The organism is Kocuria turfanensis, assembly GCF_001580365.1.
Taxonomy (GTDB): Bacteria; Actinomycetota; Actinomycetes; order Actinomycetales; family Micrococcaceae; genus Kocuria; species Kocuria turfanensis.
The window spans coordinates 1,697,597-1,719,626 of record NZ_CP014480.1; the positions used below are offsets into that span (position 1 = coordinate 1,697,597).

Annotated in this window: 23 protein-coding genes and 2 riboswitches; of the genes, 11 read left to right on the forward strand and 12 right to left on the reverse strand. The window is 73.1% G+C overall.

Annotation, left to right across the window (positions count from 1 at the left end; genetic code table 11):
• Positions 1 to 37: 37 nt before the first annotated feature.
• The 3 genes from AYX06_RS07820 to AYX06_RS19720 are packed head-to-tail and all read left to right on the forward strand — an operon-like array spanning position 38 to position 2,658.
• Positions 38 to 1,324 (forward strand): aspartate kinase, encoded by a 1,287-nt coding sequence (locus AYX06_RS07820; protein WP_062735290.1) that lies wholly within the window; start codon positions 38 to 40, stop codon positions 1,322 to 1,324.
• Between the two features lie 40 nt (positions 1,325 to 1,364).
• A complete protein-coding gene (locus AYX06_RS19715) occupies positions 1,365 to 2,300 on the forward strand; it encodes a hypothetical protein (protein ID WP_062735291.1) in 936 nt (311 codons plus the stop codon).
• Positions 2,301 to 2,325: 25 nt separating this feature from the next.
• On the forward strand, positions 2,326 to 2,658 hold the full coding sequence (locus AYX06_RS19720) for a Rieske 2Fe-2S domain-containing protein (RefSeq protein ID WP_232319423.1): 333 nt from the start codon (positions 2,326 to 2,328) through the stop codon (positions 2,656 to 2,658).
• 7 nt (positions 2,659 to 2,665) lie between these two features.
• Here the strand turns inward: AYX06_RS19720 and AYX06_RS20935 are convergent, their stop codons facing one another.
• Positions 2,666 to 3,268, reverse strand: a complete 603-nt coding sequence (locus tag AYX06_RS20935) for a helix-turn-helix domain-containing protein (protein ID WP_084271510.1) — start codon at positions 3,266 to 3,268, stop codon at positions 2,666 to 2,668.
• Positions 3,269 to 3,495: 227 nt separating this feature from the next.
• Between AYX06_RS20935 and AYX06_RS07840 the strand changes: the two genes are divergently transcribed.
• Positions 3,496 to 3,918, forward strand: coding sequence for a CBS domain-containing protein (locus tag AYX06_RS07840; RefSeq protein WP_062735292.1), 423 nt, complete (start codon positions 3,496 to 3,498; stop codon positions 3,916 to 3,918).
• A gap of 48 nt (positions 3,919 to 3,966) precedes the next feature.
• On the opposite strand, the gene AYX06_RS07845 is transcribed toward AYX06_RS07840, so the two are convergent.
• Both AYX06_RS07845 and AYX06_RS07850 read right to left on the reverse strand, forming a co-directional pair.
• Positions 3,967 to 5,760, reverse strand: a complete 1,794-nt coding sequence (locus AYX06_RS07845) for a glycoside hydrolase family 15 protein (RefSeq protein WP_062736946.1) — start codon at positions 5,758 to 5,760, stop codon at positions 3,967 to 3,969.
• Between the two features lie 20 nt (positions 5,761 to 5,780).
• Complete coding sequence (locus tag AYX06_RS07850) at positions 5,781 to 6,620, reverse strand: SDR family oxidoreductase (protein WP_062735293.1); 840 nt, start codon at positions 6,618 to 6,620, stop codon at positions 5,781 to 5,783.
• Between the two features lie 248 nt (positions 6,621 to 6,868).
• Here AYX06_RS07850 and purS point away from each other — a divergent pair, with 248 nt between their 5' ends.
• The 5 genes from purS to cls all read left to right on the forward strand — a co-directional run bounded on the left by purS (position 6,869) and on the right by cls (position 12,375).
• Positions 6,869 to 7,126, forward strand: a complete 258-nt coding sequence (purS, locus tag AYX06_RS07855; RefSeq protein ID WP_062735294.1) for a phosphoribosylformylglycinamidine synthase subunit PurS — start codon at positions 6,869 to 6,871, stop codon at positions 7,124 to 7,126.
• 2 nt (positions 7,127 to 7,128) lie between these two features.
• Entirely contained in the window at positions 7,129 to 7,917 is a 789-nt protein-coding gene (gene purQ / locus AYX06_RS07860) for a phosphoribosylformylglycinamidine synthase subunit PurQ (RefSeq protein WP_062735295.1), read from the forward strand.
• Positions 7,918 to 7,934: 17 nt separating this feature from the next.
• Positions 7,935 to 10,232, forward strand: a complete 2,298-nt coding sequence (purL, locus tag AYX06_RS07865) for a phosphoribosylformylglycinamidine synthase subunit PurL (RefSeq protein WP_062735296.1) — start codon at positions 7,935 to 7,937, stop codon at positions 10,230 to 10,232.
• A 93-nt stretch (positions 10,233 to 10,325) separates the two neighbouring features.
• A complete protein-coding gene (locus AYX06_RS07870) occupies positions 10,326 to 10,844 on the forward strand; it encodes a GNAT family N-acetyltransferase (protein ID WP_062735297.1) in 519 nt (172 codons plus the stop codon).
• Between the two features lie 37 nt (positions 10,845 to 10,881).
• Positions 10,882 to 12,375 carry a cardiolipin synthase gene (cls, locus tag AYX06_RS07875; protein WP_232319424.1) on the forward strand — a complete coding sequence of 498 codons (1,494 nt, stop codon included), beginning with the start codon at positions 10,882 to 10,884 and terminating at the stop codon, positions 12,373 to 12,375.
• 52 nt (positions 12,376 to 12,427) lie between these two features.
• Here cls and AYX06_RS07880 read toward each other — a convergent pair whose 3' ends face one another.
• The 4 genes from AYX06_RS07880 to AYX06_RS07895 all read right to left on the reverse strand — a co-directional run bounded on the left by AYX06_RS07880 (position 12,428) and on the right by AYX06_RS07895 (position 15,557).
• Positions 12,428 to 13,228, reverse strand: coding sequence for an anti-sigma factor (locus AYX06_RS07880; protein WP_084271511.1), 801 nt, complete (start codon positions 13,226 to 13,228; stop codon positions 12,428 to 12,430).
• A complete protein-coding gene (locus AYX06_RS07885) occupies positions 13,212 to 13,775 on the reverse strand; it encodes an RNA polymerase sigma factor (protein WP_062735299.1) in 564 nt (187 codons plus the stop codon). Before AYX06_RS07885 ends, AYX06_RS07880 begins: the two co-directional genes overlap by 17 nt.
• Positions 13,776 to 13,902: 127 nt before the next feature.
• Positions 13,903 to 14,739, reverse strand: coding sequence for a class F sortase (locus AYX06_RS07890; RefSeq protein WP_062735300.1), 837 nt, complete (start codon positions 14,737 to 14,739; stop codon positions 13,903 to 13,905).
• Complete coding sequence (locus AYX06_RS07895) at positions 14,739 to 15,557, reverse strand: DUF4397 domain-containing protein (RefSeq protein ID WP_062735301.1); 819 nt, start codon at positions 15,555 to 15,557, stop codon at positions 14,739 to 14,741. Before AYX06_RS07895 ends, AYX06_RS07890 begins: the two co-directional genes overlap by 1 nt.
• 205 nt (positions 15,558 to 15,762) lie before the next feature.
• Here AYX06_RS07895 and AYX06_RS07900 point away from each other — a divergent pair, with 205 nt between their 5' ends.
• A complete protein-coding gene (locus AYX06_RS07900) occupies positions 15,763 to 16,509 on the forward strand; it encodes an SDR family NAD(P)-dependent oxidoreductase (RefSeq protein ID WP_062735302.1) in 747 nt (248 codons plus the stop codon).
• Between the two features lie 72 nt (positions 16,510 to 16,581).
• On the opposite strand, the gene AYX06_RS07905 is transcribed toward AYX06_RS07900, so the two are convergent.
• The gene (locus AYX06_RS07905) at positions 16,582 to 16,812 is read right to left on the reverse strand and encodes a hypothetical protein (RefSeq protein WP_062735303.1); all 231 of its coding nucleotides are present in this window, start codon (positions 16,810 to 16,812) and stop codon (positions 16,582 to 16,584) included.
• Positions 16,813 to 16,972: 160 nt separating this feature from the next.
• On the opposite strand from AYX06_RS07905, the gene AYX06_RS07910 reads away from it, so the two are divergent.
• Positions 16,973 to 18,103, forward strand: a complete 1,131-nt coding sequence (locus AYX06_RS07910; protein ID WP_062735304.1) for a baeRF2 domain-containing protein — start codon at positions 16,973 to 16,975, stop codon at positions 18,101 to 18,103.
• Positions 18,104 to 18,215: 112 nt separating this feature from the next.
• Here AYX06_RS07910 and AYX06_RS07915 read toward each other — a convergent pair whose 3' ends face one another.
• From AYX06_RS07915 to AYX06_RS20730, 4 genes are all read right to left on the reverse strand, one after another.
• Complete coding sequence (locus tag AYX06_RS07915) at positions 18,216 to 18,701, reverse strand: DUF4383 domain-containing protein (protein ID WP_062735305.1); 486 nt, start codon at positions 18,699 to 18,701, stop codon at positions 18,216 to 18,218.
• Between the two features lie 147 nt (positions 18,702 to 18,848).
• Positions 18,849 to 20,267 carry an LLM class flavin-dependent oxidoreductase gene (locus AYX06_RS07920; RefSeq protein ID WP_147017376.1) on the reverse strand — a complete coding sequence of 473 codons (1,419 nt, stop codon included), beginning with the start codon at positions 20,265 to 20,267 and terminating at the stop codon, positions 18,849 to 18,851.
• A 76-nt stretch (positions 20,268 to 20,343) separates the two neighbouring features.
• A riboswitch (SAM riboswitch) is annotated at positions 20,344 to 20,458 on the reverse strand.
• A gap of 85 nt (positions 20,459 to 20,543) precedes the next feature.
• On the reverse strand, positions 20,544 to 21,008 hold the full coding sequence (locus AYX06_RS07925; RefSeq protein WP_062735306.1) for a CoA-binding protein: 465 nt from the start codon (positions 21,006 to 21,008) through the stop codon (positions 20,544 to 20,546).
• A 129-nt stretch (positions 21,009 to 21,137) separates the two neighbouring features.
• Entirely contained in the window at positions 21,138 to 21,818 is a 681-nt protein-coding gene (locus tag AYX06_RS20730; protein ID WP_062735307.1) for a maleylpyruvate isomerase N-terminal domain-containing protein, read from the reverse strand.
• Positions 21,819 to 21,922: 104 nt separating this feature from the next.
• A riboswitch (SAM riboswitch) is annotated at positions 21,923 to 22,026 on the forward strand.
• Positions 22,027 to 22,030: the final 4 nt, after the last annotated feature.

Sequence of the window (22,030 nt, forward strand, 5' to 3'; positions counted from 1 at the left end):
CGACCGCCGGCCGCCCTCGACCACAGGAGTTGTACCCATGAGCCTGATCGTGCAGAAGTTCGGTGGATCCTCCGTCGCGGACGCCGACGGCATCCGCCGCGTTGCACGGCGGATCGTCGAGACGCGCAACCGGGGCCACGACGTCGTCGTGGTGGTCTCCGCGATGGGCGACACCACGGACGACCTCCTGGACCTCGCCCGCGAGGTCACCCGCAAGCCCCCGGCCCGTGAGCTCGACATGCTGCTCACCGCCGGGGAGCGCATCTCCATGGCCCTGCTGGCCATGGCGGTGTCCGGAATGGGCGCTCCCGCGCAGTCCTTCACGGGGTCGCAGGCGGGCATGGTCACCGACGGCGCCCACGGCGCCGCCCTGCTCGTGGAGGTCAACCCCCAGCGCGTGCGCGAGTCCCTGGACGAGGGCAACATCGCGATCATCGCCGGGTTCCAGGGTGTGCACCGCCAGACCAAGGACATCACCACGCTCGGCCGCGGCGGCTCGGACACCACGGCCGTGGCGCTGGCCGCCGCCCTGGACGCCGACGTGTGCGAGATCTACTCCGACGTCGACGGCGTCTTCACCGCCGATCCCCGCATCGCGCCCAAGGCGCGCAAGCTGGACGTGGTCAGCAGCGAGGAGATGCTCGAGCTCGCCGCCAACGGCGCGAAGATCCTGCACCTGCGCTGCGTCGAGTACGCCCGCCGCTTCGGCGTGAAGCTGCACGTCCGTTCGTCCTTCAGCCACAACGAGGGCACCTGGGTGATCCCGGACCCCGAAGACGCCGCCACCTCCCCGAAGGAGATCCCCTTGGAACAGCCGCTCATCTCCGGCATCGCCCATGACCGGACCCAGGCGAAGGTCACCGTCGTCGGCGTCCCGGACAGGCCCGGCATCGCCGCCCGCATCTTCCGCCTCCTCGCCGAGGCCAATGTCAACGTGGACATGATCGTCCAGAACATCTCCACCGGCGACGACCCCCTGACGGACCTCTCCTTCACGGTGGACGAGTCCCAGGGCGAGCTCGCCATGAGCCTGCTGCGCGCCGCCGAGGAGAAGATCGGCTACGCGGGCCTGGAGTACGACGACGAGGTCGGCAAGCTCTCCCTGGTGGGCGCCGGGATGAAGTCCAACCCGGGCGTGACGTTCACGTTCTTCGAGGCGCTCGCCGCCGCGAACATCAACATCGACATGATCTCCACCTCCGAGGTGCGGATCTCGGTGGTCACCGCCGCCGACCGCCTCGACGAGGCCGTGCGCGTGGTGCACAGCGCCTTCGACCTCGACTCCGAGGACGAGGCCACCGTGTACGCGGGGACCGGCCGCTGACCGGTCCGCTGCGCTCCACAGAGCCGACGGGGCGGGTCCGGTGACCCGCCCCGTCGCCGTCCTGTCCCGGGCGGACTGGGAGCCGCGCGCGCACGCCCACGAGCGCCGCGCGGCCGCCCACGCGGACCCGTTCGTGGCCCGCCGGCACCGCGGGGCCAAGCACCCGGTCGAGGACTTCCTGTTCACCTACTACACGCTCAAGCCGGCGCAGCTCAAGCGCTGGCACCCCGGGACGGGCGTGGTCCTGCTGGACGCGGCCGGGCGCGCCGCGGAGAAGTTCTACCGCCCGCTCACCGGCCCCGAGCTGACGGCGCTCGGGCTGGGCGCCTCCAGCGGTGCGGTGACGGTCGATGCCGCCGCCGTCCGGGAGCGACGTGGCGCCGCGGTCGACTTCGCCCGCGCGGTCCTGGGCGCGCACGCGCGCAACCCCGGCTTCTTCGGCTGCTTCGGGCTGCACGAGTGGGCGATGGCCTACCGCTCGGAGGACAACGAGCTCCGGCACGAGTACCTCGAGCTGCGGCTGGGCGCCGAGGGCACCGACGCCGTCGTCGAGTCCTCCCGCATCCGCTGCACCCACTTCGACGCGTTCCGGTTCTTCCAGCCGCAGGCGGTCCCGCTCAACGAGCTGCGGCCGACCCGGGAGTCCCAGCGCCGGCTGGAGCAGCCGGGCTGCCTGCACGCCACCATGGACCTGTACAAGTGGGCGTACAAGCTCGTGCCCGCGATCCCCTCCGAGCTGCTCATGGACTGCTTCGAGCTGGCCCGGGACGTGCGGGAGACCGACATGCAGGCCGCCCCCTACGACCTCTCCGGCTGGGGCTACGAGCCCGTGCGGATCGAGACGCCGGAGGGCAAGGCCGAGTACGTGCGCCGGCAGCGGGACTTCGCCCGGCGGGCCGAGCCGCTGCGCCGCCGGCTGGCCGAGGCCGTCGACCTGCTGGACCCGGAGCACACCACCGGCGGGGCCGCCGCGTGAGCTCCGCGGAGCGTGGGAGCGGATCGTGGAGGCCTCCGCCGTGCCGGAGCCGCTCGACTTCGTGACCACCGCCGCCCGCGGCGGGCCGGTGATCGTCGCCCGTGACGCGGAGGGCGCCCTGCACGTGCTGCGCAACGCCTGCACCCACCAGCAGGCCGTCGTGTGCCGCGAGGCCGCCGGGCGCGCCGAGAGCTTCGAGTGCCCCAACCACTACTGGGTCTTCGCGCCCGACGGCCGGTTCCTGGGCTCGCGCCTGGCGCTCGCGGCCGGCCGGCGCGCGCCGGCGGACCCGGCCAAGGACCTGTCCGCCGCCGCGGTCGACGTGGTCGACGGCTGGGTCGTGGCCCGCTTCGACTGAACCGGGGTCAGTCCGACGCGGATGCGCCCCCGGCGTCGGCGCGCTGCCGCCCCGCCAGCCAGGCCTGGACGTCGGAGCGGCGGATCCGGCGGTGGCTGCCGCGGTACTGCACCGGGATCACGCCCTCGCTGGTGAGGTTGCGCAGGTAGGTGTGGGAGATCCCGGCCAGCGCCGCCGCCTGCGAGGTGGTCAGCAGCTCCTCAGCGGCGTCGGCGGTGTCGGCGGCGTCGTCGCCGTGGCGGGCGAGCCAGGTCTGGACGTCGGAGCGGCGGATCCGGCGGTGGCTGCCGCGGTACTGCACCGGGATCACGCCCTCGCTGGTGAGGTTGCGCAGGTAGGTGTGGGAGATCCCGGCCAGCGCCGCCGCCTGGGACGTGGTCAGCAGCTCCTCGGAGCCGGTCAGCGGCTGCCGGGCGGAGCTCACGGTGACGGACTCCCCGCGGGTGAGCCGGGACAGGAGATCGAGGACGGCGCCGCGCGCTCCCTCCGGCAGGCGCAGGGAGGTGCCGTCCACGAAGACCGTCACGTCCCGGGACTCGAGGGCCTGCGCCAGTCGTTCGGCGTCCCGGCCGTCGAGTCCGGGGGTGGTCGTCGGAGGGTGCTGGGTCATGGGCCCATTCTTCCAGCCCGCCGTCCGCGCCGCGCCACCGGTCCGGATCCCTCCCCCCGGGGGGCAGACAAGCCCGGGCGCGGCTCCTACCCTGGTGCCACGGACCGCCGGCGCGCCGGTGGTCCTCGTCCACCGAGCAGGAGTCCACCGAGCACGAATCCACCGAGCAGGAGTCCACCATGCAAGGAATTCCTCGGGCAGGAGTCCCCGGAGCAGGAGGAGCAGCCATGACGAAGGCACGCGAGATCATGACCCCCGGTGCGGAGTGCATCGGCGAGCACGAGACCCTCGAGGCGGCCGCCCGGAAGATGAAGGACCTGGGCGTCGGCGCCCTGCCCGTCTGCGGGGAGCACGGTCGGCTGGTCGGCGTGCTGACCGACCGGGACATCGTCGTGCGCTGCATCGCGGACGGCGCGGACGCCCGGACGGCCCGGGCCCGGGAGCTCGCCGAGGGCAAGCCCGTGACCATCGGTGCCGACGACACCGTCGAGGAGGCCGTGCGGACCATGCAAGAGCACCAGCTGCGCCGCCTGCCGGTGATCGACGGGCACGACCTCGTCGGGATGCTCAGCCAGGCGGACGTCGCCCGGTCCCTGCCCGAGGACCGGGTCGGGGAGCTCGTGCGGCTCGTCTCCGCCGATCGGTACTGACGGCCGGGGCCCTGACCGGCACCGGCCGCGTCGCGGGAACGGCGCCGCTCAGGACCGGCTCGTGTCCTCCAGGGTCAGTGCCGCCGTCAGCAGCGCGAGGTGGCTGAGGGCCTGCGGGAAGTTGCCGAGGAACGCGTCGTCCGCGGGGTCGATCATCTCGGTGTAGAGGCCCAGGTCGTTGCCCCGGCCGAGCATTTCGTCCATGAGCTCGAGGGCCTCGTCCTGCCGGCCCACGTGGGCGAGCGCCGCCACGGCCCAGAACGAGCAGGCGACGAAGGCGCCCTCCTCGTGCTGCATCCCGCTGTAGCGGTGCAGCAGGGGGCCGGTGCCCAGCTCCTCCCGCAGCGCGTCGATGGTGGAGCTCATCCGCGGACCCCGGTCCAGGCCGCTGATCGCGTGCAGCAGCACCGAGGTGTCCAGCTCGTCCGTGCCCGGGTACCAGACGTAGGCCCCGCGCGCGGCGTTCCAGCAGTTCTCGTCGATCCACGTGGCGATCCGGTCCCGCTCCGCCCGCCAGCGGTCGGCGCTGCCGGGGATCTGGCCGACGTCGGCCAGGTGCACCGCGCGGTCGAGGCCGTGCCAGCAGCCCATCTTCGAGCTCGTGTAGTGACGGTGCTCGGGCAGCTCCCACATCCCGGCGTCGGGGCGGCGCCACAGGTCGCAGATCCGGTCGGCCACGTCGGCGAGCATCCGCCCGGTGGCCGCGTCGAGCACGTTGCCGCCGCCCACGTAGAGGTCCACCATGTCGAAGAGGTCCCCGTAGACACCCAGCTGGAGCTGCTCGGCGGCGGCGTTGCCCGAGACCACGGGGCCCACGCCCTGCCACCCCGGGGCTTCGTAGACGGTCATCCCGTCGCCGGGCACCGCGCCGTTGAGCCGGTTGAGCACGTGCAGCTCCGGGGACTGGGCCCGGGCCAGGCGCAGCAGCCAGGACACCGCGGCGTGCACGTCCTCCTGCTCGCCCAGGCGCAGGAGCGCGTGCAGGGTGTAGGCGGCGTCGCGCACCCAGGCGAAGCGGTAGTCGTAGTTCTTGGTCCCCGCCCGGTTCTCCGGCAGCGAGGTGGTGGCGGCGGCGGCGATCGAGCCGGACGGCCCGTGGCTGAGCATCTTCAGCGTGAGGGCGCTGCGCTCCACGTCGGCCCGGTAGGGCCCGTCGCACTCCAGCAGGTCGGTCCAGCGCCGCCACATGTCCAGGGTGAGGTCCACGTTCTTGCGGATGCTCGCCGGGGTGGGCAGCCGCAGCGGCTCGCTGTGCGTCGAGACGACCGCGAGCAGGTGCTGGGAGCCCGGGGTCGTGCCGAAGCGCCCGGAGATCTCCTGTCCGCCCACCACGCACTCGCCCAGCGCCTCCGAGCGCACCCCGAACGACACCGCGTCGACGCGCAGCACGGGGCCCTGCTCGGTGTCCTGGATCCACGGGGAGACCGTGTTGAACATGGTCCCCGGGGTCACCCGCCACGTCATGGGCACCTCCCCGGCGACGCCCTCCACCGTGCGGGCCAGCTCGTTCCACGGCAGCGGCCCGGTGGAGCCGACGTTGAGGGAGTCCGTCACCCGCACCACCCCGGTGCCGGTCGTGTAGGTGGTCTGCAGCACGTTCGTGCCGGGCACGTAGCCGCGGCTGGTCTCGAAGGGGCCGGCCGGGGACAGCTCCACGCACCCGCCGTGCTCGGCGTCGAGCAGGCGCGCGAACGCGGGGGCGGAGTCCAGGTCGGGCACCGGGTACCAGTCCACGGACCCGTCGTGGGCCACCATCGCGACCGTGCGGCCGTCCCCGATGGCCGCGTAGGAGCGCAGCTCCACGTAGCCGTCCCGGCGAGAGGACAGGTCGCCGGGTGCCACGACGGGCCGTGGACGGGCCGTCACAGGATCGGCTTGCCGCCGGTCACGGCGACCCGGGACCCGGAGATGTAGCTGCCGTCGTCGGAGGCCAGCAGCACGTAGACGGGCGCCAGCTCGGCGGGCTGCCCGGCGCGGCCCAGGGGGACGTCGTCGCCGAAGGCGCCGACCTTCTCCGGGGGCATGGTCGCCGGGATGAGCGGCGTCCAGATCGGGCCGGGGGCCACGCTGTTCACGCGGATGCCCTTCTCGCCCAGCATCTGCGCCAGGCCGGCGGAGAAGTTCGCGATCGCGGCCTTCGTCGCGGCGTAGGGCGCCAGCTGCGGGGACGGCTGGTCGGACTGCACCGAGGAGCTGCCGATGATCGCCGAGCCGGGGGCCATGTGCGGCACCGCGGCCTTGGTCAGGTGGAACATCGCCCCGACGTTGAGCCGGAAGGTGTAGTCCCACTCCTCGTCGCTGATCTCGTCGAGGCTCTCGTGGCTCATCTGGAAGGCGGCGTTGGAGACCAGCACGTCGACCTTGCCGAACTCCTGGACGGCCCGGTCCACCACGCTGCGGCAGTGCGCCGGGTCGGAGAGGTCCCCGCGCACCAGCACGGCCCTGCGCCCGGCCTCCTCGATCCAGCGGGCGGTGTCCCGGGCGTCGTCGTCCTCCTCGAGGTAGGCCACCAGGACGTCCGCGCCCTCCCGGGCGTAGGCGATCGCCGCGGCGCGGCCGATGCCGCTGTCGCCGCCGGTGATGATCGCGGCCTTGCCCTCGAGCTTGCCGGAGCCGCGGTAGCTGTGCTCCCCGCAGTCCGGGACGGGGGTCATCTCCGACTGCTCGCCGGGGACGTCCTGCTGCTGTTCTGGCTGACTCATGACGTGGTCCTTCCGAGGTGTGCGGTTCCGGTCGGTGCACGCGCCGGCCACCGGGACACCCGATGATCAGCACGCTGACCACTTTAGGCGGTCCGGGGCGGGCGGTCGACCCCGGAGGCCTCCGGCCGGGGACGGGCGTGTCCCGTACCACACCCCCGCACCTCGGAGGGCCCGGGGTGCGGCGGAACGATAGGATGGTCACCGTTCGCCGGATCCCGGCCCGCTGCACGACCCTCAGGAGTTCCCCGATGGCCCGCATTGTTGTCGACGTCATGCCCAAGCCCGAGATCCTCGACCCGCAGGGAAAGGCGATCGCCAACGAGCTGCCGCGGATCGGGCTGGACCGGTTCGCCGGGGTGCGCCAGGGCAAGCGCTTCGAGCTCACCGTCGACGGCGAGGCCACCGAGGACGTGCTGGCCCAGGCGCGCGAGGCCGCCGAGAAGCTGCTGTCCAACCCCGTGATCGAGGACGTCGTGCGGGTGGCCGTCCTGGACGAGGAGCACTGAGCATGGCCGAGACACCGCTGATCGCCGACCTCTCCAGCCCCGCACCGGACGCCGCGCTCGCGGACGCCCGGATCGGGGTCGTCACCTTCCCGGGCACCCTCGACGACCGCGACGCCGCGCGGGCCGTGCTGCTCGCCGGCGGCACCCCGGTTCCCCTCTGGTACGCCGACGAGGAACTGCAGGGCGTCGACGCCGTCATCCTGCCCGGCGGCTTCTCCTACGGGGACTACCTGCGGGCCGGCGCGATCGCCCGGTTCGCCCCGCTGATGGGCCGGATCATCGACGGCGCGACCGCCGCGGGCACCTCCGGCTCCGCCCCGCTGCCGGTCCTGGGCATCTGCAACGGCTTCCAGGTGCTCACCGAGTCCCACCTGCTGCCGGGCTCCATGGTCAAGAACGACCACCTCAAGTTCCTGTGCCGGGACCAGCGCCTGCGCGTGGAGAACAGCACCACCGTGTGGACCACCGAGTTCGAGCAGGGCCAGGAGATCGTGGTCCCGCTCAAGAACCAGGACGGGCAGTACGTGGCGGACGAGCGCACCCTCGACGCCCTCGAGGCCGAGGGCCGCGTGGTCTTCCGCTACGTCGGCGTCAACCCCAACGGCTCCCGCCGGGACATCGCCGGGATCTGCAACGACCGCGGCAACGTGGTGGGCCTCATGCCGCACCCCGAGCACGCGGTGGAGCCCGGCTTCGGCGCGGACTTCTCCGCCGCCGGCGAGGTCGGCATGCGCGACGGCACGGACGGGCTGGGCCTGTTCGTCTCCGCCCTCAAGGCACTGGTCAAGTAAGGGACACCGAACACTCCATGAGCGAGAAGCACTTCAACCTGGACACCGTCGAGCACGCGGCGGGCACCCCCGACACCGAGCTGCCCTGGGCCGAGCTGGGCCTCAAGGACAACGAGTTCGAGGAGGTCAAGAAGATCCTCGGCCGCCGCCCCACCGCCGCGGAGCTGGCCATGTACTCGGTCATGTGGTCCGAGCACTGCTCCTACAAGTCCTCCAAGGTCCACCTGCGCCAGTTCGGCGAGAAGGTCACCGAGGAGATGAAGAAGGACCTCCTGGTCGGCATCGGCGAGAACGCCGGCGTCACGGACCTCGGGGACGGCTGGGCCGTGACCTTCAAGATCGAGTCCCACAACCACCCGTCCTACGTGGAGCCCTACCAGGGCGCCGCCACGGGCGTGGGCGGGATCGTGCGCGACATCATCTCGATGGGCGCCCGCCCGGTGGCCGTGATGGACCCGCTGCGCTTCGGGGCGATCGACCACCCGGACACCGCCCGCGTGGTGCACGGCGTCGTCGCCGGCGTCGGCGGCTACGGCAACTCCCTGGGCCTGCCCAACATCGGCGGCGAGGTCGTCTTCGACTCCGTCTACCAGGGCAACCCGCTGGTCAACGCGCTGGCCGTGGGGGTGATGCGCCACGAGGACATCCGCCTGGCCAACGCCTCCGGCGTGGGCAACAAGGTGGTCCTCTTCGGCGCCCGCACCGGCGGAGACGGCATCGGTGGGGCCTCGGTGCTCGCCTCGGAGTCCTTCGACGACGCCAAGCCGTCCAAGCGGCCGGCCGTGCAGGTGGGCGACCCCTTCGCGGAGAAGGTGCTCATCGAGTGCTGCCTCGAGCTGTTCAAGGGCTCCCTGGTGGAGGGCATCCAGGACCTGGGCGCGGCGGGCATCTCCTGCGCCACCTCGGAGCTGGCCTCCAACGGCGAGGGCGGCATGCACGTGGACCTCACCGCGGTGCTGCTGCGCGACCCCACCCTCACCCCGGGCGAGATCCTGATGTCCGAGTCGCAGGAGCGCATGATGGCGGTCGTGACCCCGGAGCGGGTCGCCGACTTCGAGGCGGTCATGGCCAAGTGGGACGTCGAGTACTCGTGGATCGGCGAGGTCACCGACACGGGCCGGCTCGTGATCGAGTGGGACGGCGAGGTCATCGTCGACGTCGACCCGCGCACCGTCGCCCACGAGGGCCCCGTCTACGAGCGTCCCTACCACCGCCCCGCGGACCAGGACCGGATCCAGGCCGAGCACTTCAGCGGGTCCCCCGCCGACGCGTCCCGGCCCTCGGGCGCGGAGCTGAAGCACGCCGTCCTGGAGCTCATGGCCTCGCCCAACCTGTGCGCCAAGGACTGGGTGACGGACCAGTACGACCGCTACGTGCAGGGCAACACCGCCATGGCCATGCCCGACGACGCCGGGGTGGTCCGCGTCGACGAGGAGACCGGCCTCGGGGTGGCCCTGTCCACGGACTGCAACGGCCGCTACGCCTACCTCGACCCGTACGCCGGCGCGCAGCTGGCCCTGGCCGAGGCCTACCGCAACGTGGCCACCTCCGGCGCCCGCCCCGCGGCCGTCTCCGACTGCCTGAACTTCGGCTCCCCCGAGGACCCGGAGACCATGTGGCAGTTCGCGGAGGCCGTGCGCGGGCTCGCCGACGGCTGCCGGGAGCTCGGCGTGCCGGTCACCGGCGGCAACGTGTCCCTGTACAACCAGACCGGCGGCGTGGCCATCCACCCGACCCCCGTGGTCGCGATGCTGGGCGTGCTCGACGACGTCCGCCGCCGCACCCCCTCGGGCTGGCGCGAGGACGGCCAGGCGATCTACCTGCTCGGCACCACCCGCGACGAGCTGGACGGCTCCGAGTGGGCGAACCTGCGCGGCCACCTGGGCGGGCTGCCCCCGGCCGTGGACCTCGCCCGGGAGAAGCTGCTCGGCGACCTGCTGATCAACATGTCCCGCGACGGCATGGTCGACGCCGCCCACGACGTCGCCGAGGGCGGGCTGGCCGCGACCCTGGCCGAGATGGCCCTGCGCTTCGGCGTCGGCGCGCGCATCGGCCTGGGCGAGGTGTGCGAGCGCGACGGCGTGGACCTGTTCACGATGTTCTTCTCCGAGACGCAGGGCCGCGCCGTGGTGGCCGTGCCCCGCAGCGAGGAGGTCCGGTTCAAGGACATGTGCACCATGCGCGCCTATCCGCACGAGCGGATCGGCGTGGTGGACGCCGAGAACCGCGCGCTGGACGTGCAGGGCGAGTTCGGGATCGGCCTGGACGAGCTCCGCGCGGCCCACGAGGGCACCCTGCCGAAGTACTTCGACTGATCCCCGGGGAGACCCGCGCCGCCCGGCGCGGGTATCCTCGGAACCTCGGCACCCTTCCCCGCGCGTCCCGCGCACGCAGAAAGCAGCACCAGCATGACTGAGGACCTCGAGGCACTGCGTCCCGCACCCGTTCTGGAGACCGACCGGCTCCTGCTCCGCCCGTTCACCGCCGGGGAGCTCGACGCCGTGGCCGCGGGCCAGGCGGCGGAGCACTTCGCCGCGGGGTTCCCCGGGCCCGAGGACGTGGACTTCGCCCGCGAGTCCCTGCTGGCCGGCGGGTACTTCTTCACGGAGTCCGTCTACGCCCGGCTGGCCGTCCTGGAGAAGGCGAGCGGGCAGGTCGTGGGCACCGCCGGCTTCGTGGGCCCGCCGATCGACGCGGAGCTGGAGGTCGTGGGCTCCCTGACGGCCGACCGCCGGAACCAGGGATACGCGCAGGAGGCGATCGCGGCGCTGCTGGACGTCGCGTTCGCGGACCCCTCCGTGACCGCGGTGCGGGCGAGCGTGCCCGAGGACAACGTCCCGGCCGCGCAGGTGCTGGTGGCGGCGGGCTTCCTCCGGCGGGAGAGCCGGGGACCAGAGATCGACTACGTCCTGCCCCGCCCGGCCTGAACGGCGGCCGCCCGCGCCGCGCCGATAGGCTGGCAGGGTGGACCTCCGCCTGCTCCCCTACGACCTGCTGCCCCTGGACGGTGTGCCACAGTCGATCCTCGTGGTCGTGGTGGTGCTCGACTGGATCCTGCGGCTCGTGGCGCTGGGCTGGATCCCGCACAACCGCCGGCCCTCGGTGGCGCTGGCCTGGCTGCTGGCGATCTTCCTGCAGCCCATCGTGGGCGTGCTCCTGTTCCTGGTGATCGGCTCGACCCGGCTGCCCCGGAAGCGGATGGCCATGCAGGCCAAGATGAACGACGTCATCCGGGAGAACACCCCGGACGCGCACATCCTCGGCAACGCCCACGAGCAGCTGCCGGACTGGATCGAGTCCACCGCGGCGCTGAACTACAGCCTCGGGGCGCTGCCCATGGTCGGCGGCAACTCCTTCGAGATCCTCACGGACAACCACGAGTGCCTGCGGCTCATGGCGGAGGCGGTGGACCGGGCCGAGGACTACGTGCACTTCGAGTTCTACATCGTGGCCGTCGACGACACGTCCCGGGTGCTCCTGGACGCCCTGGTCCGCGCGCACGAGCGCGGGGTGCGGGTCCGCGTGCTGGTCGACCACCTCGGCTCGGTCGGCTATCCGGGCTACCGGGAGCTCGTCCGGCGCTTCGACCGCTCCGGTCTCCCCTGGCGGCGCATGCTCCCGGTGCGGCCGTGGAAGGGCGAGTGGCAGCGGCCCGATTTGCGCAACCACCGCAAGATCCTGGTGGTCGACGGGAGCCTGGCCTTCACCGGGTCGCAGAACGTCATCCACCGCTCCTACAACAAGCGGAGGAACCTGCGGAAGGGCCTGGAGTGGAAGGACCTCATGATCCGGTGCACGGGCCCGGTGGTGGCCGAGCTCAACGCGCTGTTCACGAGCGACTGGTACTCCGAGACCGGCGACCTCCTGCTCGACGAGGTCACCCGCGAGGTGCCCGACGTCGAGGGACCCGTCTTCGCCCAGGTGCTGCCCTCCGGGCCAGGGTTCGAGACGGAGAACAACCTGCGCCTGTTCAACCACCTGATCTACAACGCCAACGACCGGATCGTCATCGCGAGCCCCTACTTCGTCCCGGACGAGTCGCTGATGCACGCGCTGACCACCGAGGCCCAGTCCGGGGTGGACGTGCAGCTGTTCGTGGGTGAGACCTCCGACCACTTCCTCGCCTACCACGCCCAGAACTCCTACTACCAGGAACTGGTCGAGGCGGGGGTGAAGATCTACCGCTACCGCTCCCCCACGGTCCTGCACGCCAAGTTCGTGCTCGTGGACGACTACGTCTCGGTGATCGGCTCCTCCAACATGGACGAACGCTCCTTCGCCCTGGACCTGGAGGTGTCCGTGTACATCGTGGACCGCGAGTTCCGGCGGCGGATGGACGCGGTGGTCGCCGAGTTCCACGAGGCCAGCACGCTGCTGGACGTCGAGGAGTGGAAGCGGCGGCCGCTGTGGCACAAGTACGCGGACAACGTGGCCCGGCTGACCTCGGCCCTGCTCTGAGCCCGGCCCTGCTCCGACCGCGCCCTGCTCCCGGCGCGGGGCGCGATCCGGCTCAGGCCTCCAGGGCGCCCCGCACGATCGAGTCCCCCGAGTGCGTCGGGTCGCCGTCGATCGGCTCGTTCGAGACGTCCACGATGGGGAACTCCCCCACGTCCAGGTTCGCGGGCAGCACGAACACGGCCTCGTCCCCGGCCATCACGCCCAGGCTCACCATCCGCTGGGCGTCGGGCGCGAGCAGCCAGACCTCCTTGAAGCCGTCCACGTCGGCCGGGTCGGTGCGCACCACCAGCTGGCGGGTCCCGTCCGGCAGCTCGTCCACCTCCGCCGAGCCGCGGGCGGTGTAGCCGGCCAGGGGCTCGAGCTCGGCGGTGGCCAGCACCGTGGGGTCCGGCTCCAGACCCAGTCGCTGCGCGCCCCAGACGGAGAGGCCGCCCACGAGCAGCGCCGCCGCGGCCGCGGCGGCGGCGAGCGGATAGGGCACCCCGCGCCGGCGGCGGTCCGCGAGGTCCACGACGGTCGCCCCGCCGCGGCCCCCGTCGCCGTCGGCGGTCGCGGTGTGCCCGCTGCCCGCGGCGTCGACCCCGTCGTGCTCCCGGCCGCCGTCTCCGGAGCCCGCGAGCGGATCCGCCGCGACGGCGTCGGAGAGGCCCAGCTCGGCGTGGATGGCGGCCCAGACCTCCGGTCCCGGCGCCGCGGGGGCGGGCGGGTCGGCGCGGGCGACCCGCACCACGTGCCCGAGGGCCTCGAGCTCCGTGGCGCACTCCGGGCACGCGGCGAGGTGCTCGTGGGCCTGGAGGTCTCCGGACTCACCCAGAGCCAGGAGCACCAGCGACTCCTCACTCAGGTGTGCCATGACCGTCTCCCAATCGTGTCCGCAGGTTCATGAGGCCGCGCCTCAGATGACTCTTGACCGTGCCGAGCGGCAGGTCCAGGTGCTGTGCGATCTGCTGGTGCGTGAGCTCCTCGTAGAACGCCAGCGCCATGATCGTCGACCGGGGCGGGCCCAGGCGCTCGACCTCCGCCCGCACCACGAGCCGGTCCACGAGCAGGTCCGACTCCTCGTGCCGCGGCTCCCGGTCCGACCGGACGGCGTCCGCCTCCCGGCGCTCCGCCTCCCGGCCGGCGGTCCGGGCGGCGTCGGCGATGCAGTTGCGCGCGATCCCGATCAGCCACGCGGGGACCGAGGAGTGCTCGGGACGGTAGCCGGAGCGATACTTCCACGCCCGGACGAAGACCTCCTGAACCACGTCGTCCGCCGCCGTGTCGTCCCGCAGGACCCGGACGGCGAGGCCCCGGATGACTCCCGCGCAGTGCCGGTAGGCCGCGCTGAGCGCCTGCTCGTCCCCCGCGGCGAACGCGGCGTCGAGCTCGGGTCCCCATTCCGGGGGCGGCGGCGGCATCGTCGAAGAGCTCCTCGTGGGCCGGAGGTCGTGGTGACGGGCGAGCGGGAGGGACCCGGGCGCGTGCGTCCTGCCCAGCCTAGTGGACACCGGCCATCCGGTCATGGACATCGCCTCCTCCCACCCCTCAGGGCACCGGGACCGCTCTCAGCACCACGTTGTCCTCGTAGTCCCCGATGTCCTCGAGCCACTCCCCGCCGCAGGTCACGAGGTGGAGCACGGGCTCGCCGGTGCGGCGGAACAGGTCCGCGTCCGCGAGCGACTCCTTGTGGATGTGCCGGACGGACTCGGTGCGGTAGCGCTGGACGCTGCCGTCGGCGCGCTCCACCCTGATCTCGGCCCCGACCGGCACGTCCTTCAGCCGCGCCATCGGCGTGACCTCGGTGAGGGTGTCGACGTGCCCGGCGACGACCGCGGCGCCCTCGTCCGAGCCGGGGGCCGGCCCGTGCCGGTACCAGCCCAGCTCCACGTGGTTGTCCGGGATGGTCATGGCGCCGTTGTCCTCGATCCCCACCGGGACCACGGGCATGTCGATCGGCGACCCGTCCACCACCACCCGCACGGGGGCGGGGACGTCCGGACCGGGCGCCTGGGTGGCGGGGGCGACGGGGACCCGGTCGGGCGCCGCGCCCGCCGGCGCCGGGTCCTGCGCCCGAGCCGCCGCTGCGTCCTGCGCCGCACCGTCCGCGGTGCCGTCCGCGGCGTCCTCCGCCGGGTCGGCGGCGGGCACCGGCACGGGCGCCGGGCTCGTCCAGGGACCCGCCGCCAGGGGCGCCGACGGCGGGGGCCCGCCCTCCGCGGGGAGGGCCGTGACGGCGGCCGCGACCAGCAGCGACACGGAGGCGAGGGCCCCGGCGCCCGCCGCCGCCAGGCGACGACGACGGGCGCCGGGAGTGGCGGGCCCGGGCGCGCGGTGGGCCGCAGCCTGCCGCGCGCCCGGGCCGTGGCTGCCGGGGCGGTTCACTACCGGCGGTTCCCCGCGAGCACCCGGCGGGCGCCGTAGGCCGCGCCGATCAGCCCCAGCGCACCGGCGGCCGCGAGGCCGGCGGTGAGCATGGTGCCCTGCTCCTGCGCCGCCAGGCCGGACTGGCCGCCCGGCACGGCCCCGGGCGCCTGCTCCATGCCCTCGAGGGTCTGGACGGCGAGGGCCAGGTTCCCGGCCTCGAGGGAGCCCCACGCGTACACGATGTTGTGGGTGCCCTCGGCCAGCTCGAGGTCGGCCGGGCCGATGACCGGCTCGGTGGTGCCGGCGGCGGCCACGGACGCGGAGACCGTGCCCGCGTCGACCGTCAGGGACTCCTCGTTCGGGTTCTCCAGGCCGCTGATGACCGGCTGGCCACCGGCCAGCACGTCCACGGCCGGGGCCGCGGCCACGTGCCGGACCGTCAGCTGGGACTTGCCGGCCTCGATCTCGGACATGTCGTTGGTGAACAGGGCGGCCGTGGGGTTGCCCTCCGCGTCCAGGTGGGCCGCGGCCGTGTAGCTCATCCCGGTCTGCAGGTCCGCGGTGACGGGACCGATGATCGGCGCCGAGGCGTCCGCGGCGTCCGGGGCGGTGATCGCCAGGTCGTAGCTGCCGGCGGGCAGCTCCAGCGGGCCGGCCAGGGTGCCCGGCTCGAAGTCGTCCAGGGTCAGCTCGCCGTTGACGTACACGTCCACGACGGTGTCCGGGACCCCGTGCAGCACGGAGAGCTCCGCGTGCTCGGCGGCGAACGCCGGGGTCATGGTGAGGGCGCCGGCACCGAGGCCGAGGACTGCGGCGGCGGAAAGGGTCTTGCGCATGGTGTGTGCTCCTTGAACGGGCTCCCTGGCGGAAGCGGGATCGACCTTGCACCCGTACTACCGGCGGGAACCCTCTGGCGGATGCAGCAGGTCACATTTTTTCCGAGAGATTCTTCTCCGCCCCCCGCCGCCCCAGAATGGGAGGGCGTCACCGCGGCCCGCCCGGGGGCGCTCCCCGTCCGCCCGCCGAGCAGCAGGAGCCACCGTGGACGACCAGCGTTTCACCGCCCGCACCGCCGTCGTCACCGGGGCGGGCTCCGGGATCGGGCGCGCCACCGCGCTCCGGCTCGCCCGGGAGGGGGCCACGGTCGTGGTGGTGGACTCCTCGGCGCGCCGGCTGGAGGACCTGGTGGCGGACGACCCCCTCCTGCCGCTGTTCCCCGTGGTGGCCGACCTCACCGAGGAGGGCGCGGTGGGCCGGGTGCTCGCGGCCGCGGAGGGCCGGCTGGACGTGCTCGTCAACAACGCCGGGATCATGGACCGGTTCGAGTCCGTCGCCGAGGTCGACGACGAGACCTGGGACCGGGTCTTCGCCGTCAACGTCGTCGCGGTGATGCGGCTGACCCGGGCCGCGATCCCGCTGCTGCGGGCCTCCGGCCGCGGGGCGATCGTCAACGTGGCCTCCGAGGCCTCCCTGCGCGGCTCCGCCGCCGGCGCCGCCTACACGGCCTCGAAGCACGCGGTGGTGGGGCTGACCCGCAACACCGCCCTCATGCACGCGGCCGACGGCATCCGCACCAACGCCGTGGCTCCCGGCGCGACCGCGACCGGCATCGAGGCGCCCATGGACTCGGAGCTGTTCCCCGGGCGGATGGGGGCGTTCCTGCAGAACGTGCCCTACACCGCTACGGCCGAGCAGGTGGCCGCCGTCATCGTCTTCCTCGCCAGCGACGACGCGTCCAACGTCAACGGTGTCGTCCTGCCCTCCGACGGCGGCTGGTCGGCGGTCTGAGCCGCGCCCCGCCGCGGCGCCCGCCGGGGGCCGTCCGCGGGAACGGCCGGGCGGGCCCGCGCGGCACGGGGCTCAGATCTCCTCGAGCGTCGACCCCTCGACCGGCTCCTCGAGCGCGACCTCGCGGTCCTGCTCCTCGAGGTCGGCGGGATTCGCCTCGAGGGAGGACGCCTCCGAGCGGTCGGGCCTGTGCGCCGACGCCTCGACGTCCTGGTCGTCCATCTCGGGCGGCTCGGCGTCGATCGACTGCTCGAGCCGGTCGGCCTCGTTGTACTCGCTGCTCGAACCGGGTGCGTCGCTCATGGCTTCCTCCTGCGTCGTGGGACCGATGGAGCCACCGGTCGGGCGACCGGTCGCGTGCGTCCGACCCTACTCGGCCCGGCCGCTGTTCCCAGCCCCTTGGGCGTCCGATAACGTGGTCTGCACCACAGGAAGCACCGCCCAACAGCAGGAGTTGTCCATCATGACGAGTCGATTCCACCGCTACGCCGAACTGTTCAAGAGCACAGGTCCCTGGTGCACCGTGTACACGGACATCAGCACGGGCACGGTCGACTCGCTGCACGCGATCGACGTCCTGCCGGAGAACATCTGCCGGGAGCTGGAGCAGCAGGGGGCGTCCAAGGCCGATCTCGCCGCGGTGGAGGCCGCCGTGCGCCCGGCGGAGGGCGTGCCGGACCCGGTGTGCCGCTATCTGCTGGTGCGCGACGGCGCCGTGGAGATCGACGAGGTCCTCCCCGGCCCCCTGGCCGGGCGCGGCGTGCTCGAGGTGGGCGAGGTGCCCGACCTCACTCCCCTGTTCCGGCACCGTCCGGACGACTTCCCCTACGTGGTGGCCGAGGTGGGGCGGGACGGCGGCGAGATCTGCCTGGAGTACGCCAGCCGGGCCCGCGCCCTGGACGAGCAGCAGATCGAGGGCGAGACCGAGCACCTGAAGAAGTTCCCCGGCGGCGGCTGGTCGCAGGGTCGCTGGCAGCGGCACACCGAGGACGTGTGGCGGCGCAACACGGAGCAGGTCGCCGAGCAGATCGACAAGGTCGTGGCCGAGAGCGGGGCGCAGCTCGTCGTCCTGGCCGGGGACCTGCGGGCCCGGGGCCTCGTCGAGGATCAGCTGTCGAAGGCCACCCGGGCCCTGGTGAGCGTTGTGGACGCGAACACCCGGGCCGAGGGCAGCCAGTCCGCCGCCTTCGCCCACCAGGTCGAGGGGCGCGTCGCGGAGGTCATCGCCCACCGGCAGCACGAGCTGCTCGAGCGGCTGGCCGAGCAGCAGGGCCGCCCGGACCCCACCGCGGTGTCCGGGATCGAACCGGTGGTCTCGGCGCTCCAGCAGGCGCAGGCCGAGACGCTGCTGATCGACGACACCCACCTGGACGCGGAGCAGGAGCTGCTCGCGCTGGACGCCGAGCCGTGGGTCGCCGTGACGGAGTCGGAGGCCGTGGGCGCCCGCGTGCTCGGCCGGGTCCCCGCCGACGCCGCGCTGGTCCGCGCCGCGGTGCTGACCGACGGCCGCCCGGTCTTCGTGCCGCCCGGCGCCCTGCCGGACAGCACGGACGTGGCGGCCCTGCTGCGCTGGCGCGCCGCCCCGGCCGGCTGACCGGCCCGCACGGCAACGGCTCCCCCGCCGAAGCGGGGGAGCCGTTGCCGTGCGGGCCTGCCGGGTGCGCCTGCTCCGCGCACCGTGCTGCGCTGCCGGTGCGGCGGAGCGGTCAGTAGGCCGGGCCGGTGGTGTTGCGCGTGGCGCTGCGGTCGTGGGTGTCGCGGCGCAGGAAGGACAGGCCCACCATGGTCACGCCCAGCACCAGGTGCAGCCAGTCGTCGGCGGTGTTCAGGGGCACGAAGTTCGCCTGCGACTCCGGGCCCACGAGCAGGCCGTAGATCCACAGGACCAGGTAGACCAGACCGCCCCACAGCAGGTAGTTGCGGGCCCCGGAGGCGGAGCGGGCCAGGGCGAGGCCGGCCACACCGTAGAGCAGGTGGACGATGTTGTGCAGCCAGGAGACCTGGAAGATGCCCAGGAGCATCGCCTCGGACTGGTGGCCGGCGACCATGAGCTGGTCGTAGTTCGTGGTGAGTCCGGGGATGAAGCCTGCCACGCCCACGAGCAGGAAGACCGCTCCGTACAGCAGGGCGGCGATCTGGACGGGCGAGCGGCGGCTGGTGCGGTGCTCCGGCCGGGCGGCGGGGGTGGTCATGGTGGTGCCTCGCTTCCTTGGTGTCTGCGGTGATCCGGGTACGGATCCCGGAGGGGCGGACGTTCATGGAAAGCATGCTTGGTACCACCAGCGTACTGCGCTGCCGCGCGACGTCAAATGCCGCGGGACAACGCAGTCACGAACGGGTCAGGACACCAGGTCGCGGGCGGGGGTGTCCGCGGCGGACGGCTTGCCGGCGTAGGCGCCGCGGTACCGCGCGGCCGGGTGGGTGTCGAGCACCTTGGTCTGCCCGGCGCCGTAGACGTTCTCGCGCAGCGTGGTGCCCTCGTAGGCGGTGCGGTAGCGGCCGCGCTTCTGCAGCTCCGGCACGACCCACTCCACGAAGTCCTCGAACGAGCCCGGGGAGACGTGGTAGGCGAGGTTGATGCCGTCCAGGCCGCCCTCGTCGATCCACCGCTCCAGCTCGTCGGCCACCGTCTGCGGGGACCCGACGATCGGTACGCCCATCCCGCCCATCGAGATGTGCTTGGCGACCTCCTTGACGGTCCACTTCTTCTTCGGGTCCGCGGTGGTGAACGGGGTGAGGAAGGACTGGATGGAGTCGGTCTTGATGTACTCCAGCACGTCGTTCTCGTCGTAGCGGCCCAGGTCCACCCCGGACCAGCCGCCCACGAGACCCAGGGCGCCGTCGGCGTCGGCGTACTGCTCGTAGTCGCGGCGCTTCTGCTCGGCCTTCGCGTCGGTCTCGTCGACGATCACGTGCAGCATGGCGAAGATCTTGAGGTCGTCCCGCCCCCGGCCCTGGGCCTCGGCCTCGTCGCGCAGCTTGTCGGTGACCACGCGGGTGAGGTCCGGGCGGATGCCGCCCACGAACACCGCCTCCGCGTGCCGCCCGGCGAACGCGCGGCCGCGCGAGGAGGCACCGGCCTGGAAGATCAGCGGGGTGCGCTGCGGGGACGGCTCGGTCAGCCCGATGCCCGGCACGTCGAAGTACTTGCCGTGGTGCTGGATGGGGTGCACGAGGGACGGGTCGGCGAAGATCCCGTTCTTGCGGTCGCGCTTGACCGCGCCGTCCTCCCAGGACCCCTCCCACAGCTTGTAGCAGACCTCCATGAACTCCTCGGCGATCTCGTACCGCTCGTCGTGGGAGATCTGCTCCGTCAGCCCGTGGTTCTCGGCCGCGGACTTCAGGTAGGACGTCACCACGTTGAAGCCGATCCGGCCCTTGGTCAGGTGGTCGAGGGTCGCGAACTTCCGCGCCAGCGGGTACGGCTGCTCGTAGGTGATCGCGCTGGTCACCCCGAAGCCGAGGTGCTTCGTCACGGCCGCCATCGCGGAGATCTGCATGAACGGGTCGTTGACCGGGATCTGGGTGGCGTCCTTGATCACCGGCGCCGCGGAGTTCTGGTAGACGTCGTAGTAGCCGACCACGTCGGCGAGGAACATCGCGTCGAACAGGCCCTTCTCCAGGACCTGGGCGACGTCCGTCCAGTACTCGAGGGTGTTGTACTCGTCGGCGCGGGAGCGCGGGTGCTTCCACAGGCCCGGGGCCTGGTGCCCCACGCAGGTCATGTCGAAGGCGTTCAGGGCGATGCGCTTGCTCACAGGGACCTCCAGGGTCGATCACCGACCCGCGCCCGTGCGTCGTGAAGACCTGCTCGCGGGTCCGACGCACTCGTGGGCGCCGTACTTGCCACGGCGCGTGTGCACCGCGGCCCGATGTTCATCTGGGGCACCCCGCTACGGGAGAGGGTTGCCGCCCGACCAGCCAGAGCTTCGCGTCGGGACTCGTCATCGTCGTCGCGGACCAGCTTAGCGGCTCCCCCCGCACGCGGGGCAACCCCTCGTGCTCCCGGTGCGCGGCAGGATCGTGGGAGGAGCTCAGGCCCGCGGCGCGAGCGGCGGGGTGCGCCGCGGGTCCAGCGTCCAGCCCTGCCGCAGCCGCGCCCCGAGCTCGATCAGCGGGCACGTGTCCATCACCACGTCGAGCCCGGCAGCGGCGGCGCGGGCCGCGGCCTCGTGGTCCACGACGCCCAGCTGCAGCCACACGGCGCCCGCGCCGGCGGCGATGGCCTGGTCCACGACCGCTCCGACGCGGCGGGAGTTGACGAAGCAGTCCACCACGTCGATCCGCCCCGGGACCTCGGCGAGCGTGCGGTAGCCAGGCTCCCCGTGCACCACCTCGCCCTTCGGGCTGACCGGCACGATCGTCATGCCGAGGTCGTCCCGGATGCGCTTCGCGACCGAGTGCGCGGGCCGGGCCGTGTTCCCGGTCAGCCCCACCACGGCCCACCGTCCGGGCTGTGTCATCAGGCGGTCGATCGCGGCGGGATCGTTGCGGCTCATGTGCCCACCCTGGCACGAACCCGCCGCTCACGTCCCGAGCGCGCCCCACCGTGTCCCGAGGTTGCACGTCCCGGCCACCGATCGCGGGTCGCCGGAACGTGCGACCTCGGCGGAGGACGGGCGGAGGGGTCAGGAGAAGAGGGGGAGGAGGTCGGCTTCCGGGCCCAGTTGCACCCGGTCCTGGGCGGGCAGGGCCGCGCGGCCGGTGCCCACCCGGGCGAAGTGCTCGTCGCTCCAGTGCTCGGGCGGCTCCCGCTCCCACAGGTCGGTGAGGACCCGGCGGACCTCGGCGAGCCCGTCCACCGCCGGCCCCGGGCAGCCCTCCAGGTGCTCGATGAGGTCCAGGTGGTGCACCGTGGCCTCCACCGCCAGGGTGCTCAGGAGATCGTCCACCCGGAGCACGTGGCCCTGGGTGCGGACCGTCCCGCCGGGCCGGCAGCGCTCCGCCGCGTGCACGAGCGCCCGCGCGGACTCCCGGTAGTGCCCCCGCAGCTCCTCCCAGTCCGGGTACAGGCTGGCCGCCGCCCGGGTGCGGCGCCGGTCCTCGGCGGCGGCCGCGGGATCCGCGCCCCGGTCCGCCCAGTAGGTGGCGGCGTCCCGGTCCGGGCGGGCCGTGGTGGGCGTGTGCAGGGCGACCAGCCCGCGCACCGCGTCCGCGGCGCAGTGGTGGGCGAGGTCCCGCACCGACCAGCCGCGACAGCCGGTGGGTGCCCAGGAGTCGTCGTCACCGAGCCCGTCGAGGACCGCCGCGAACGCCGTGCAGGCGTCCCGGACCAGGTCCGCCCGGGTGGAGGTGTTCCGGCTCGTCATGGGTCCATGGTGCGGCACGAGGGCGCGGCGTGCCACCGTTTTCGACCATGACGGCCCGCGGAGCGATTTGCCAGGCGGCCCGCGGAGCACGTTCAATGGGGCGGTAACCATCCGGAGCGGCTGAGAGACCTGGCTCGTCGACGTCGCAGCAACCGGCACGGATCCGTCCGATCCCCGTGCGAGGTGCTAATGCCAGGACCGATGGAGTTGAT